Below are 12,800 nucleotides of genomic sequence, written 5' to 3' on the forward strand. Positions count from 1 at the left end.
TAATTAATTTAGCTTCGACTCTGTTTAATTTTTACACGCTAAATCAGTTACACTGACTTACATCGTATGTGAAAAAGGAGTTATCCAGTGCGTACCCGTAAATCTGCACGTTTACTGATCATGAACGCTCTCAATCAGGTTTTATTATTCAGATTCAGGCATGAAAGTGATGCGCTGGCAGGCAGAGTATACTGGGCAACGCCCGGTGGAGGCGTGGAAACAGGAGAAACCTTTGAGCAGGCAGCCCTCAGGGAACTCAGGGAAGAAACAGGTATTAACGTTGATGCGGTGGGGCAGCCGCTAACAGAGAGAACGTTTGAGATGGCGCTCCCCAGCGGTGAAATTGTTCTGGCGCATGAGCGATTTTATTTAATTAAAACAGATGATGAAGATATCAGTACCAGCGGATGGACTGATAATGAAAAAACAGTCATTGCCAATTATCACTGGTGGGATCTGAATGAGCTGAGAAATACTGACGATATCGTTTATCCCTCAAATATTCCTGATATCTGCTCAATACCGGATGAGTGATCAACTATCTTCTGACTCCGGGCCTGTCAATCAACGGCACAGGTTAAAAACGCCGCACCAGAATACGTCATCATTGAGGCTTCAGTAAATCACGTGAAACGTTCAGTCTTCATCATGATCGTGGCCCGACCTCCTGCTCCATTCAGAAACAGAATTCCGGCATGATATTCACTTCCACGAGCTGAGATTGTGCCGGTGAAAAGTCATGATTCACCGAAGAACAGATTGTCCTTTCCCTGAAGCAGGCTGACCTGGACACGCCTGAAGCCTGTTGCCCCCATTCCCGGTCAACAACCACTTTCACTCCCTGATAAAATCATAGTCATTTTTATCATTATCTTATGTTTTATTTCTATACTGCGCCGTTCTGAATAATTTCTGTATTTAAAAAAACGATTCTCATTATTTTCATTTTACTTTGTACTGGCAGGTTTTGATAATTCCCCAATGATTTGACGGGGGAGATAGAAATAATGAGTCAGTCCATTCTGGTAGCAACACCTGACGATGCGGAAGAAATTTTTGCTTTATTACAGCGTGCCTATGCTTCGCTGGTGGCGCTGGATGTGCATTTCACCATTTCCCGAGGCAATGTCGATCAGGTGCGCCGCACCATTGAGCAGGAAACAGTGCTGGTACTGCGCAAGTGGAAACGTGCCGTGGCGACGCTAACCGTACGTTTCACGTGGCAGCAGGATGACAATGCACCCTCATCATTGCCCTTCATTCACTGGTTTGCTGTCGACCCGGATTTTAAAGGCCAGGGCTATGGACGAGAAATAATTAACTGGGCCGAAGAAATATTGCTCAAAGACACGTTGAAAGCTCCTGGCGTTTATTTGGCTACGGCGATTAAACATCCCTGGCTGAGTGAACTTTATCAACGTCGTGGCTATGAACCTTTTTATCATCGCACCAATCCATTAGGTGAAGCATTGGTTTTTCTGAAAAAGGAATTTAATGCCAGTTTACTCACCTCACATTAAACATCTGAAACGACCAGGGAAATTATGAAAGCGAATGCATTGACTGTCGCGATGAGTCTTACCTGCCTGCTGGGAAGCGCCTCTTATACTTTTGCTGCTGAGCAGCCACGTAGCGGCGGAAGCCTGACTTACGGTGTAGAAACCGAACCCGTACCCTTTAACCCCCAGCTCAATGGCCAGTCAAAAGCCGAGGTGGTGCTGCGTAACGTCTGGGAATCGCTGCTGGCGCGGCGTAATGATGGCAGTTTTGTACCCTGGCTGGCAGAAAGTTATGAAGCCAGCCCGGACGGTAAGCGCTACCGTTTCAACCTGCGTCGCGACGTGAGCTTCTCCAACGGCGAAAAATTGGATGCTAACGCGGTGGCAGAAAACTTCCGACATTTGCAGGACGCCGCGTATTGCGCAGGCAGTAGCCTGTGCGCGGTCGGCTCACGTATCGACACCATCAGCACGCCGGACGACCATACCGTAGCCATCACCCTGAAGCAGGGGTATTCACCGTTCCTCGCCTTTGCGGCCAGATTACAAATCCTCGCACCGGCCAGCTGGCGCTCGTCGCAGCTCAAAGCGGGTGGCAAGGAGATTGCGGGAACCGGGCCTTTTATCCTTGAAAGCTACGAAAAGGGCCAACAGGTTACCTTCGTCAGAAACCCCCACTACAACTGGGCGCCTGCCACCGCGCATCATCAGGGAGCGGCCTGGCTGGACCGTGTCACCTACCGTTTCCTGCCGGAATCGTCAGTACGCACCGGTGCACTGCTGTCCGGCCAGGTGGATGTGATTGAGGGGATATCCGGTAACGATGCCGGGGAGTTTAAGGACAACCGCGATTTCACCTACCAGCATGCCCTGAATACGGGCACACCTTATTCACTGTTTCTCAACGTGGAATATGGCCCGACGCAGGATGTGAAGGTGCGTCAGGCATTACTCCAGGGGCTGGATATCGATCCCATCCTTCAATCGGTGTATCGCGGCGAGCGGACCCGTGCCTGGGGGATTACCTCACCGATCGATCCGCTCTACAACAACGATCTGGAAGGTAAATACGGTAACAACCCGACAGCGGCCAATGCCTTGCTCGATGAGGCGGGCTGGAAAACACGCGATGCCGACGGCTTTCGCACCAAAGATGGTCAGCGTCTGACTATCGAAGTAATCCAGGCCCAGGCAACGGTGCGTGACCAGCGTGATGTGCTGTTGCAGGCGATTCAGGCTCAGGTGCGTCAACGGCTTGGTGTGGAGCTGAAACTGCGTTATGTCGACTCCGGCACCTACGTTGAGGTGCGGAATACCGGCAAGTTCGGTTCGATCGCCAACTCCAATACGGAAACCGACGGCATCGATATCGAAAACCACTACCGCCCGGTGAAAGCAGGTGGACCGATTAACTACAGCCGCGTTAACAGCCCGGAAATTAATGGCTGGCTCGACCAGGCTGCCGCCACGCTTGATATCGATCAGCGCCGTAAATTCTACAGCCAGCTTCAGCAATATGCCCTGCCGCAACAGGCGTTGGCGGTGCCGTTGTATGAGCCGGAAGATCAGATTGCTGCGGCCAGTTATGTGCACGGTGTCGGGTTCCGCAGTTTTAAACAGATGCCCGAAAACGTCTATGACGTCTGGTTGAGCGAACATTAATACGCGGAGGCGCAGATGAGTCTGGAAAGCATCATGACCCGTAACACCAGAATACCGCGGCCCTTCCTGTGGCGCAGTGACCTGGCGCGCCGCATTGTCGGGCGTCTGCTCGGCGGTGTGCTGGTGTTATGGGTAGCCGTCACCCTGGCGTTTCTTGGGATGCATCTGGCGCCGGGTGACATTGTCAGCCTGCTGATTGGCGAGCAGATACGCACACCGGCGATTGAGGCGGCGATCCGCGCTGAATGGGGACTAAATGAACCGCTGTGGTGGCAGTATCTGCACTATCTGTGGCGGGCGTTGCACGGTGATTTCGGACGCTCATACATCCTTAACACCGAAGTGAGTCAACTGCTCGCCACACAGCTGTGGCCGACCCTGAAACTCACCCTCGCCGCACTGCTGGTCAGTGCGGTGTTTGCCGTGACAATCGCCGTCGCCACTGCGAATCGTCGCTGGGGCAGCCGGATCGCCAATGGGCTGGAGCTGTTGCTGGCCTCCACCCCCTCGTTCTGGATGGGCATCGTGCTGCTGTTTATCTTCAGCTTTACGCTGCGCTGGTTCCCGGTGGCGGGGGACCGTCATCTCTCTTCGCTGGTGCTGCCGGCGCTGTCTCTCGGCCTCGCCCAGGGTGCGGTCATCGCGCAGGTGCTGCGCCGTGAACTCGAACGCGCGCTGGAGTCGCCCTTTACCCTGACGCTACGCGCCTGGGGTGTAGGTGAAACCACCATTCGCCTGCGTCATGCGTTGCGCCATGCCGCACTGCCAGCGGTGACATTAACTGGCTGGCTGGTCGGCGGGTTGCTGAGCGGGGCGGTGATCACGGAACAGGTGTTTGGCCGTCCTGGTCTCGGCAAGCTGACGGTGGATGCGGTGCTGGCGAAGGATCTGCCGGTAGTGCTGGCGGTTGCCATCCTCTCGGCTCTGATTTACGTGGTGATGAGTACGCTGGTGGACATTCTGGCCCTGTGGATTGATCCGCGTTTACGTGGGGAGAGCAAATAATGCAAGCCATCCTGCAACGTTTTTCTGTTGCGCTACCGGCCTCCGTCTGGAGCGCCATTCTGTTTCTGCTGTTGGTGGCGCTGGCAGTCGTGGCACCGCACTGGCTGACGCACAGCGATCCCATTTTGGCCGATCCGGTTAATGCGCAGCTACCGCCGTCGGCGCAGCACTGGCTCGGCACCGATCAACTGGGGCGCGATCTGCTGACGCGCGTGATCTACGGCAGCCGCTATTCGTTGCTGATCAGCGTAGCGGCGATGGCGCTGGCGGTGATCTTCGGTACGCTGCTGGGCCTGACTGCCGCACTGGCACGTGGCGTTTTAGACGAACTGCTGAGTCGTGCGGTTGATGTTATTTCAGCCTTTCCCGACCTGCTGCTGGCGCTGATGCTGATTGCGTTTACCGGCCCCGGCACCAACAACCTGATCATTGCGCTCGGTGTGGCGTCGGTGCCGCGCTTTGCGCGCGTGGTGCGCACGCAGACCTACAGCGTGATGACTTCCGGCTATGTGGAGCAGGCGCGAACCTTTGGGCTGTCGCGCTTTACGCTGACCGTTCGTCATATCCTGCCGCATGCCATCGCACAGGTGCCTGCGCTGGCGACACTGGGGCTGGGCACCGCGATTATTGGCACCGCAGGTCTCAGCTTCCTTGGCATGGGCCCGCAGCCACCGACGGCGGAATGGGGCCTGATGCTGGCGGAGGGGCGCAACTATCTGCGTAACGCCTGGTGGATTGCCGTCTGGCCGGGCGTATTTATTACGCTGACGGTGATTGCCGTGAATACGCTGGGGCGCTACTGGCAGGCGCGTTTTGAAGGGAGAGCCTCATGAGCCAGCCGGTGATTGATATCCAGAACCTGACCATTCGCTTTGGCCATCATCAGGTAGTGAAAAACCTGAGTTTGCAGGTGTGGCCGGGCGAGTCCGTGGCGCTGGTGGGGGAGTCTGGTTCAGGCAAAACCTCGCTGGTGAAAGTCGTCATGGGGCTGACCGAGCCAGACAGTGGCACGCTGCTGCTGGAAGGTAGCCGCTGGCATGGCATCAGCGAATCAGCACGCCGCGCGCGCCGCGCCCGTCTGCAACTGATTGCGCAGGATCCTTTCAGCTCGTTCGACCCGCGTTACACGGTGGAAAGAATCATCGGGGAAAGCCTCGACAGCGTGGGTATTTTCGGGGATGCCCGTCGCCAGCGAGTGCGCCAGTTACTGGACGAAGTACAGCTTGGTGACCGGTTCCTGCAACGTTATCCACAGCAGTTATCCGGTGGTCAGCGGCAGCGTGTGGCCATTGCCCGCGCGTTTGCGTCTAACCCGGCGTTACTGGTGGCGGATGAACCGGTCAGTGCGCTCGATGTGTCGGTACAGGCACAGGTGCTGGATTTGCTGGCGGATATGCAGGCCGAACACGGCACCGCGCTGCTGTTTATTTCTCATGATCTGGGGGTCATCCAGCACCTCGCTGACCGCGTGCTGGTGATGCAGCAGGGGGCGGTGGTGGAAAGTGGCGCGATCGGCGAGGTCTTTGCCGCGCCGCAACATCCCTGGACGCAAAAACTGTTACAGGCGTTGCCGGTCCTGCCGGACTGGCAGCCCGCAATCGCCTATTGAGGAGCATGGAATGAGTCAGACACAACGCCAGCTGCGGCTGGGAGCCATCATTCAGGGCGCATCCGGCAACATGTCGGCGTGGCGTCACCTGGATGCGGTGGCGGATGCCAGTATTAATGTCGGGTATGTGCTGGATCTGGCGCGCAAAGCGGAACAGGCAAAAATTGACTTTCTGTTTGTCGCCGATGGTTTATATATCACGCCCCAGTCGATCCCACATTTTCTCAATCGATTTGAACCCATCACCCTGTTGTCAGCGCTGTCGCTGGTGACGAAGAATATCGGCCTGGTAGCGACGCTCTCCACCTCCTACAGCGAACCCTTTACCGTGGCGCGCCAGTTTGCCAGCCTTGACCATCTGAGCGGCGGTCGTGTGGGCTGGAATGTGGTGACTTCGCCGCTGGAAGGCTCAGCCAGGAACTTCTCGCGTGCCACCCATCCCGAACATGACGAACGTTATCGTGTCGCCAGTGAGTATTTACAGGTGGTTAAAGGCCTGTGGGATTCCTGGGAAGAGGATGCCTTTGTCAGGGATAAAACCAGCGGTCAGTTTTTCGATCCTGACAAACTGCATACCCTTAACCACCAGGGCACCTATTTCTCCGTCCAGGGACCGCTCAATGTCGGGCGTTCACCGCAGGGCAGGCCGATTGTGTTCCAGGCCGGGGCCTCTGAAGCCGGTAAAGCCTTTGCCGCTGAAGCGGCGGATGCCATCTACACACGCCAGGAGACGCTGGAGCAGGCCCGTGACTTCCGTGAAGACGTGCGCCGTCGCCTGGTGGCACAGGGGCGCGATGCCGATGATATTCGCGTCTTCCAGGGAATCAGCGTCATCATCGGCACGACCGAGGAGGATGCCGAGCGTCGTTACCAGCAGACCGCCGAACTGGTGACCATTGAAAAAGCGCTGGAATATCTTGGGCGCTACTTTGAGCATCATGACTTCAGCCAGTACTTGCTGGATGAGCCGTTCCCGGAGATCGGCGACCTTGGCGAGAACAGCTTCCGCAGCACCACCGACACCATCAAACGCAATGCGCGCGCCCGTGGCCTGACGCTCCGTCAGGCAGCCCTGGAAGAAGCCACGCCGCGCCCCAGCTTCCTTGGCACCGCACAGCAGGTAGCCGATGGGTTAGCGCAGTGGTTCCTCGCCGGAGCGGCCGATGGATTTATCGTGCGCGGGGGTACGCCAACGGCCTTTGATGATTTCGTCGAACAGGTTATCCCGCTGCTGCAACAGCGCGGTATTTATCGCAGCGAATATGCCGGTACGACGTTGCGCGAAAATCTCGGACTCACCACGCCGGAAAATCAATTTGCGCAACAACGTCCTCAACAGGTGGCCTGACATGACAACTATCACCGCCTGGCATCAGGCACTGGATAGCAACCTTGAACACCATGCCGCAACCTATGTGGCAACCGCGCAAGCGATCTTTCAGCGCCCCGAAACCGGCAACAATGAGTACTTCGCCAGCGAACAGCTGACCGGTTTGCTGCTGGCGCAGGGATTTCAGGTGACGCGCAACGTTGCGGGTCACGAAACCGCCTTCTATGCCGAGAAGCGTGGCGACAAACCGGGACCGACGGTCGCGTTTTTAGCGGAGTATGATGCGCTGTCCGGTATCGGTCATGCCTGCGGCCACAATCTGATTGGCACCACCAGTGTGGCAGCCGCTATCACGCTGTCACAGCTGCTGGCGGAAACGGGCGGGCGTGTGGTGGTGCTGGGCACACCGGCGGAAGAGGGTGGTCTGGCAGGACCCGGGGGCCTAAAAGGCAATGTGAAAAAACGGTTTGTCGAGGCTGGATTGCTGGAGGGCGTTGATGCCGCACTGATGGTGCATCCCGCCGGGAAAACCCGCCTGACCGAGCATACCCTGGCGAATAATCACCTCTATTTTCATTTCTACGGAAAGCCGTCGCACGCGGCCAGCGCGCCACACGAAGGGATTAACGCGCTTGATGCACTGGTGCTGCTGTACAACGGCATCAGCGTACTGCGTCAGCAACTGCCGGATGGCGTGCGCGTGCACGGCATTATTACCAACGGTGGGCAGGCAGCGAATGTGATCCCGGAATATGCCTCGGCGCATTACTACATCCGTGCCGACAGCCGTGAACAAGTGGAATCGCTGGAACCGCGCCTGCGGGCGATTGCCGAAGGCGTTGCGCTGGCTACCGGCACCCGCGTGGAAATCGATCATCAGGTTGGCCCGCGCGATTTTCGCCTGAATCCGGCGCTGGATGCCGTGCTGCTGGAAGAACTGACGGCGGCCGGGGAACAGGTTGATCTGTCGCCACAAAAGAACAAAGTCTCCACGGATGCGGGGGATATCAGCCACGCGGTGCCGACCGCACATCCCTGGCTGAAAATCGGCCCTGACGATCTCATTTTCCATACCGTGCCATTTCGTGAGGCAGCCAACTCGGAACGGGGTTATCAGGCATTGCTGACTGGTGCGCAGGTGCTGGCCCGGACCGGCCTGCGTCTGCTGACCGATGCTGACACCTTACAGAAAATCAAAGCTGATTTTACGCGGCCTTAAGGAGAATACCGTGTCACAACCCTATCGCAGAAAACTGAAGACGCTGGTGGGTGCCAGTAGCGTCATCTCGGCAGGCAATGACAGCCAGCCGGGACTGGGCATCGCACGCGCCATTGCGCTGGCGAAAATTGCGGAGCGCGAGAAAATCACCGGGTTATTTACCGCAGATTTATTGCAGGCCGATCCAGCCGGTCTGTCAGGCACCACCGGCAGCCAGGATCCGCTGATTGCGCTAGCGGCGTTGAGTCAGGCCACGTCACACATTGGTTTGATCGCCACCGTCAGCACCAGCTGGCTGCACCCGTATAACCTGGCGCGCCAACTGGGTACCCTCGACCATCTTAGTGGCGGACGTGCCGGCTGGAATGCCGTGACCTCCTCTGTCGGTGAGGAGAATTTTGGTGAAAGCCCGCTACCCGCCCCGCAGGAGCGCTATGCGCGTGCCACGGAATTTATCGAAGTCATGAATGCGCTTTATGACGCGAATGAACCCGAAGCGGCACAGCGCACGGCCAGCGGCGGGATACGCATCGATCCCGCCAGATTGCATCCGATCAACTACCGGGGCGACTATTTTCAGGTGGCGGGCCCGCTGAATGTGCCGCCTTCACCACAGCGTCGTCCGGTTCAGTTCCAGGCCGGGCAATCGGACGCGGGCGTGACGCTGGGCGCGCGTTATGCCGAGGTGATCTACACGTCGCAACCCACCTTTGTGGCGGCACAGGCGTTTGTGGCGGATGTACACCAGCGGGCGCAGCGCTTTGGGAGGCAGCATAATCTCCCGCTGATCATGAACTCATTCCATGCGATTATTGGTGAGAGCGAGGCAGATGTGGCGCGTCGTCTGCGTGAAAAACATGAACGCATCGACTATGAGCAAGGCAGGTTGCGTGTGGCCGATATGCTGGGTGGCGAGCTGGATTTACGCGAACATCCGCTGGATCAACCGTTGCCCGCCGCGCTGATCCCGCATGTGAAGCAGGTACAGCGCCGTCAGGGGCGCGCCGCTATTTTCCGCCAGTATGCGCTTGAAGGACTGACGCTACGCGAGCTGATTATCAAAGCGGAGGAGACCGGGCACTGGTTTGCGGCCGGGACGCCGTCAGCGCTGGCGGATGCGATTGAACAACGTTATCAGGCCGGGGTGCTGGATGTGATTTCGTTGCACGGGCTGGGGCAACCGGATCAGCAGGATTTATTACTGAACGGCCTGTTGCCGGAACTGCGTCGAAGACAATTGCTGGATACGGATTATCAGGGCTCAGATTTTCGCAGTAGTCTTGAACTGCCTCCGTTGCGGCAGGTTGCGCAGTAAAAAATGTCCGGCATCGCCGGACATTTTGCTCTCTGAATAGCGTACTCCAGGTGAAATGATGAACTCGCTAAAAAGTGACATTATCAACCTGGGCTATCATTTAAGGTACGCACAATCTATCTTATGTTAAATAGGCTATCCAGCTCATGTTCAGTGGCGTAGTAAACTCCCTCTTTCACTTTTTGCTTAAACGCCGAGTACGTATCACAACTAATCTTCATGATTATATCGCTCAGGCATTCCATATCTTTCTGAAAAGACCTTTACTCCACTCACAGAGGACTTATCGGCTTATCATGTTCAGAGAACAGCGTGATGATATCCCGCGAACCATGAAGGAGCCTCTCTATGCGGACTTCGGTGTCCAGCACCCTGAACACGATAAGATAGCGTCCGTAAGCACAGGTTCTGACGCTTTGTCCCAGCTCAGGCCTCTCCTTATAGATAACCGGGGACTCTGCTATAAGCAGGCACTGCTGATACAGTTCTTCCGTGAAGCTAGCTGCGCGCACTGGGTTATCCTGCGCAATATAGTCACCGATGGCCTCTATATCCTGTTCTGCCAGAGGCGATATACCCAGTTTCATTACGCTTTACCACCCTCAGCCTGCCGCCGATATTTTTGCGACAAACGACCGAATACTTCTTCCGCATTTTTGCTTTCGCCGCTGTTAATACCTGCGTTGACCGCTTTTTGCAGAGCGTCAAGTTTGATCTGTTGTTCGCGTTCTTCCAGTGCTCTCAGACCCGCACGGATCACTTCACTGGTGTTGTTGTATCGTCCGCTTTCGATCTGTTCACGGATAAACGCTTCAAAATAAGGTGTTAGTGCTACGCTGGTTGGCATGTTGTTGCTCCCGCCGGATTACTATCAGTTAATAACTGTTATTATTTCAGAGTTATTCTTCTTCATCAACTTCAGGCTTAATAGTCCGCTACTGCTTTGTCTGCTTAACCTGGTGGCTAAAGTGCATAACCTTCTGAACTCAATAGCGAAAACCCCGACATTTGTCGGGGTTTTAAGCCACTCACTCCTTCGCTATCGGCGTCTCGCTTACATCAATCTTCGTTTCACCCTGGATAGTCTTAATGCGTTTCTCAACGTCATTCACCTGCTCGCTGCTGTGCAGCAAGGTGTACGTCAGGTCAAATGCTGTGCTGGCGCCCGGTTGCAGTTGCTTCACGCGCTTTTGCTCGCGTTCAATGGTGACCGGATAGGCGTAACTGGTGCCTGGCTCGATGCCGGTCACGTAGCCCTGTTTCAGGGTGTCGGTATTTTTCCATAAGGTCAGCATCGGCAGCTGACGGGTATCAAACTGAATCGATGCGCCGTTGTTTCCGGCTTTGTTAATCACTGCAGCGACAGTCTGGTGATTGCTGTCGGAAAGTGGCTTGATGTTGAATACCATCTCATCAAAGTCTTTGGTCGGACCTTTGTAGGTCTGCCACTCCTTTAACCCGGATTTTGCATAATCATTGAACGGGCTGATGCCGGACATCGGGGCCAGGAAACGTGCGCCCTCTTCAAGAATTGGCTGGCCGAAGTTGCTGTGATAGATAATCTGATAATCGTGCGGATAGTCAGCGTGATTAGTTAAAACGTCATGCAGGCTGAAACTATTGCTGCCCGGCACATAGCGCAGCTCGGTCATGGTCTGCAAATCCGTCTTCTTAAAGGTGCTCTCTTTAATCAGGCCGCGAATACGGATTTCATGCGGTGCCGCATCAGCCACTTCAACTTCCAGCTGCGAAACCGGCGTGTTACCCGCTTTACCGTGCAGCGTGTAAATGCGGCCCTGATCGGTAACCGGATGTCCGGTCCATTCATAGCCGCAGCGCACCATCATCTCGTTGAATCCGTCCAGCCAGCCCAGACCGTTGCGGCTTTCAAGGTTGATATAAGCGGGATTAACCACCTCTTTTACCGGTGAATCCCAGCCCATACGCGTGCCAAAGCCCTCGACGCGCAGCAAATTCATGCCGCGTGTCGGGCTGAGTGTGATGGTCAGGCCATCCTGACTGTGGATGGTGATGATTTTACTGCCTTCCTGCTTGCCACCATGAAGCACTTTTTGCTCAATGCTGAACGGCTTCCCCTGGAACTTCAGCTCACTGCTGGAAATCTGCCAGTTGCCCTGCTCGGTGCCCTGTTCAGCACTCGTCAGCACCCAGGTTTTCGCCGCTGCTGAACCTGAAACCAGAACCGCCAGTACTGTTAACGCCAGTTTAATCTTCATCATCCGCCTCATTTGCTGAATCGTTTTTTCATTCCATAAAGGGAATCTACTGTCTGAAGCTGACCAGAAACGTGACGATGCTCACCTGCCAGAAAACCGGTGCTTTTTAACAACATTATTGCGGGTTAAATCACATAAATTTTGTTCAACAAAGAATAACCACGACGCATTTTGTGAGTTACAGACGCATGAGCTGTACTCGATTCAGCTGACACGCAATGAAAATTGTAAATCTCTAATCAATGTCTTCTTAAATAAAACGTTAAAAAAATTTCAAAACCGCGCAACTTTTTCCCGTTTTAAACGAACCTTAGAAAAGAGACGTCAGACAACCCCGTCTGCTCGTTAATGGAGAGAGTCACGCCAATGAAAAACACCCTGAAAACCCTGGCCGTCGCTACGCTGCTGGCACTGAGTGTTCCGGCAACATCCGCTTTTGCGGCGTTACAGGTCGGTGAAAAAGCACCGGATTTTAAACTCGACGCCGCGCTGGCGGGTAAATCGACCACCTTCTCATTACAGCAGGCGCTGAAGAAAGGCCCGGTTGTTCTTTACTTCTTCCCGGCGGCGTTCAGTGCGGGTTGTACGCTCGAAGCGCATGACTTTGCTGAAGCGACCGATGAATTTAAAAAACAGGGTGCGACCGTCATTGGTGTCACCGCCGGTAATACCGATCAGATTGCTAAATTCTCGCAGCTGGAGTGTCGTGACAAATTTACCGTTGCCGCCGATCCGGGTGCCAAAGTTGCCGAAGAATATAAGAGCACAATGGAGATGAAGGGTCAGAAAGTCTCAGACCGCACCTCGTATGTAATTGCGCCGGACGGCAAAATCCTGCTGAGCTTCACCGATAAAAATCCTGATACGCATATCCAGAAAGCGATGGATGCCGTTAAAAAATATCGCCAGGCCAATCCGGCATAA

At 55.2% G+C, this 12,800-nt stretch carries 12 protein-coding genes and 1 pseudogene; 10 read left to right on the forward strand and 3 right to left on the reverse strand.

Features of this window, described 5'->3' with window-relative positions; translation table 11 throughout:
* Positions 1-87 precede the first annotated feature (87 nt).
* From EGO56_RS20050 to EGO56_RS20090, 9 genes and pseudogenes are all read left to right on the forward strand, one after another.
* Positions 88-534, forward strand: a complete 447-nt coding sequence (locus tag EGO56_RS20050; protein WP_135910803.1) for an NUDIX hydrolase — start codon at positions 88-90, stop codon at positions 532-534.
* Positions 535-1,007: 473 nt separating this feature from the next.
* Entirely contained in the window at positions 1,008-1,520 is a 513-nt protein-coding gene (locus EGO56_RS20055) for a GNAT family N-acetyltransferase (protein ID WP_061060799.1), read from the forward strand.
* 24 nt (positions 1,521-1,544) lie between these two features.
* Entirely contained in the window at positions 1,545-3,161 is a 1,617-nt protein-coding gene (locus EGO56_RS20060; RefSeq protein WP_135910804.1) for an ABC transporter substrate-binding protein, read from the forward strand.
* Positions 3,162-3,176: 15 nt separating this feature from the next.
* Positions 3,177-4,166, forward strand: a complete 990-nt coding sequence (locus tag EGO56_RS20065) for an ABC transporter permease (protein ID WP_135910805.1) — start codon at positions 3,177-3,179, stop codon at positions 4,164-4,166.
* Positions 4,166-4,999, forward strand: a complete 834-nt coding sequence (locus EGO56_RS20070; protein WP_135910806.1) for an ABC transporter permease — start codon at positions 4,166-4,168, stop codon at positions 4,997-4,999. Before EGO56_RS20065 ends, EGO56_RS20070 begins: the two co-directional genes overlap by 1 nt.
* 5 nt (positions 5,000-5,004) lie before the next feature.
* A pseudogene (locus tag EGO56_RS20075) lies at positions 5,005-5,775 on the forward strand (ABC transporter ATP-binding protein); the annotation flags it as partial.
* 10 nt (positions 5,776-5,785) lie between these two features.
* Positions 5,786-7,123 (forward strand): LLM class flavin-dependent oxidoreductase, encoded by a 1,338-nt coding sequence (locus EGO56_RS20080; protein WP_135910807.1) that lies wholly within the window; start codon positions 5,786-5,788, stop codon positions 7,121-7,123.
* A 1-nt stretch (position 7,124) separates the two neighbouring features.
* Positions 7,125-8,324: a M20 family metallopeptidase gene (locus tag EGO56_RS20085; RefSeq protein WP_135910808.1), complete on the forward strand. Its 1,200-nt coding sequence runs from the start codon at positions 7,125-7,127 to the stop codon at positions 8,322-8,324.
* Positions 8,325-8,334: 10 nt separating this feature from the next.
* Positions 8,335-9,639, forward strand: coding sequence for an NtaA/DmoA family FMN-dependent monooxygenase (locus EGO56_RS20090; protein WP_135910809.1), 1,305 nt, complete (start codon positions 8,335-8,337; stop codon positions 9,637-9,639).
* A 272-nt stretch (positions 9,640-9,911) separates the two neighbouring features.
* Here the strand turns inward: EGO56_RS20090 and EGO56_RS20095 are convergent, their stop codons facing one another.
* The 3 genes from EGO56_RS20095 to EGO56_RS20105 all read right to left on the reverse strand — a co-directional run bounded on the left by EGO56_RS20095 (position 9,912) and on the right by EGO56_RS20105 (position 11,876).
* The gene (locus tag EGO56_RS20095; RefSeq protein ID WP_135910810.1) at positions 9,912-10,226 is read right to left on the reverse strand and encodes a type II toxin-antitoxin system RelE/ParE family toxin; all 315 of its coding nucleotides are present in this window, start codon (positions 10,224-10,226) and stop codon (positions 9,912-9,914) included.
* Positions 10,226-10,486: a type II toxin-antitoxin system ParD family antitoxin gene (locus tag EGO56_RS20100; RefSeq protein ID WP_013196250.1), complete on the reverse strand. Its 261-nt coding sequence runs from the start codon at positions 10,484-10,486 to the stop codon at positions 10,226-10,228. Before EGO56_RS20100 ends, EGO56_RS20095 begins: the two co-directional genes overlap by 1 nt.
* Positions 10,487-10,667: 181 nt before the next feature.
* Complete coding sequence (locus tag EGO56_RS20105; RefSeq protein WP_135911034.1) at positions 10,668-11,876, reverse strand: aldose 1-epimerase family protein; 1,209 nt, start codon at positions 11,874-11,876, stop codon at positions 10,668-10,670.
* Between the two features lie 366 nt (positions 11,877-12,242).
* Between EGO56_RS20105 and EGO56_RS20110 the strand changes: the two genes are divergently transcribed.
* Positions 12,243-12,800: a peroxiredoxin gene (locus EGO56_RS20110; protein ID WP_033735696.1), complete on the forward strand. Its 558-nt coding sequence runs from the start codon at positions 12,243-12,245 to the stop codon at positions 12,798-12,800.

The organism is Pantoea vagans (assembly GCF_004792415.1).
Taxonomy (GTDB): Bacteria; Pseudomonadota; Gammaproteobacteria; order Enterobacterales; family Enterobacteriaceae; genus Pantoea; species Pantoea vagans.

Excerpts from the sequence above, each read along its gene's own strand:
- EGO56_RS20060 (WP_135910804.1), top strand. The coding sequence starts at position 1,545 with ATGAAAGCGAATGCATTGACTGTCGCGATGAGTCTTACCTGCCTGCTG.
- EGO56_RS20110 (WP_033735696.1), top strand. The coding sequence starts at position 12,243 with ATGAAAAACACCCTGAAAACCCTGGCCGTCGCTACGCTGCTGGCACTG.
- EGO56_RS20085 (WP_135910808.1), top strand. The coding sequence starts at position 7,125 with ATGACAACTATCACCGCCTGGCATCAGGCACTGGATAGCAACCTTGAA.
- EGO56_RS20105 (WP_135911034.1), bottom strand. The coding sequence starts at position 11,876 with ATGAAGATTAAACTGGCGTTAACAGTACTGGCGGTTCTGGTTTCAGGT.
- EGO56_RS20070 (WP_135910806.1), top strand. The coding sequence starts at position 4,166 with ATGCAAGCCATCCTGCAACGTTTTTCTGTTGCGCTACCGGCCTCCGTC.
- EGO56_RS20080 (WP_135910807.1), top strand. The coding sequence starts at position 5,786 with ATGAGTCAGACACAACGCCAGCTGCGGCTGGGAGCCATCATTCAGGGC.
- EGO56_RS20100 (WP_013196250.1), bottom strand. The coding sequence starts at position 10,486 with ATGCCAACCAGCGTAGCACTAACACCTTATTTTGAAGCGTTTATCCGT.
- EGO56_RS20065 (WP_135910805.1), top strand. The coding sequence starts at position 3,177 with ATGAGTCTGGAAAGCATCATGACCCGTAACACCAGAATACCGCGGCCC.
- EGO56_RS20055 (WP_061060799.1), top strand. The coding sequence starts at position 1,008 with ATGAGTCAGTCCATTCTGGTAGCAACACCTGACGATGCGGAAGAAATT.
- EGO56_RS20095 (WP_135910810.1), bottom strand. The coding sequence starts at position 10,226 with ATGAAACTGGGTATATCGCCTCTGGCAGAACAGGATATAGAGGCCATC.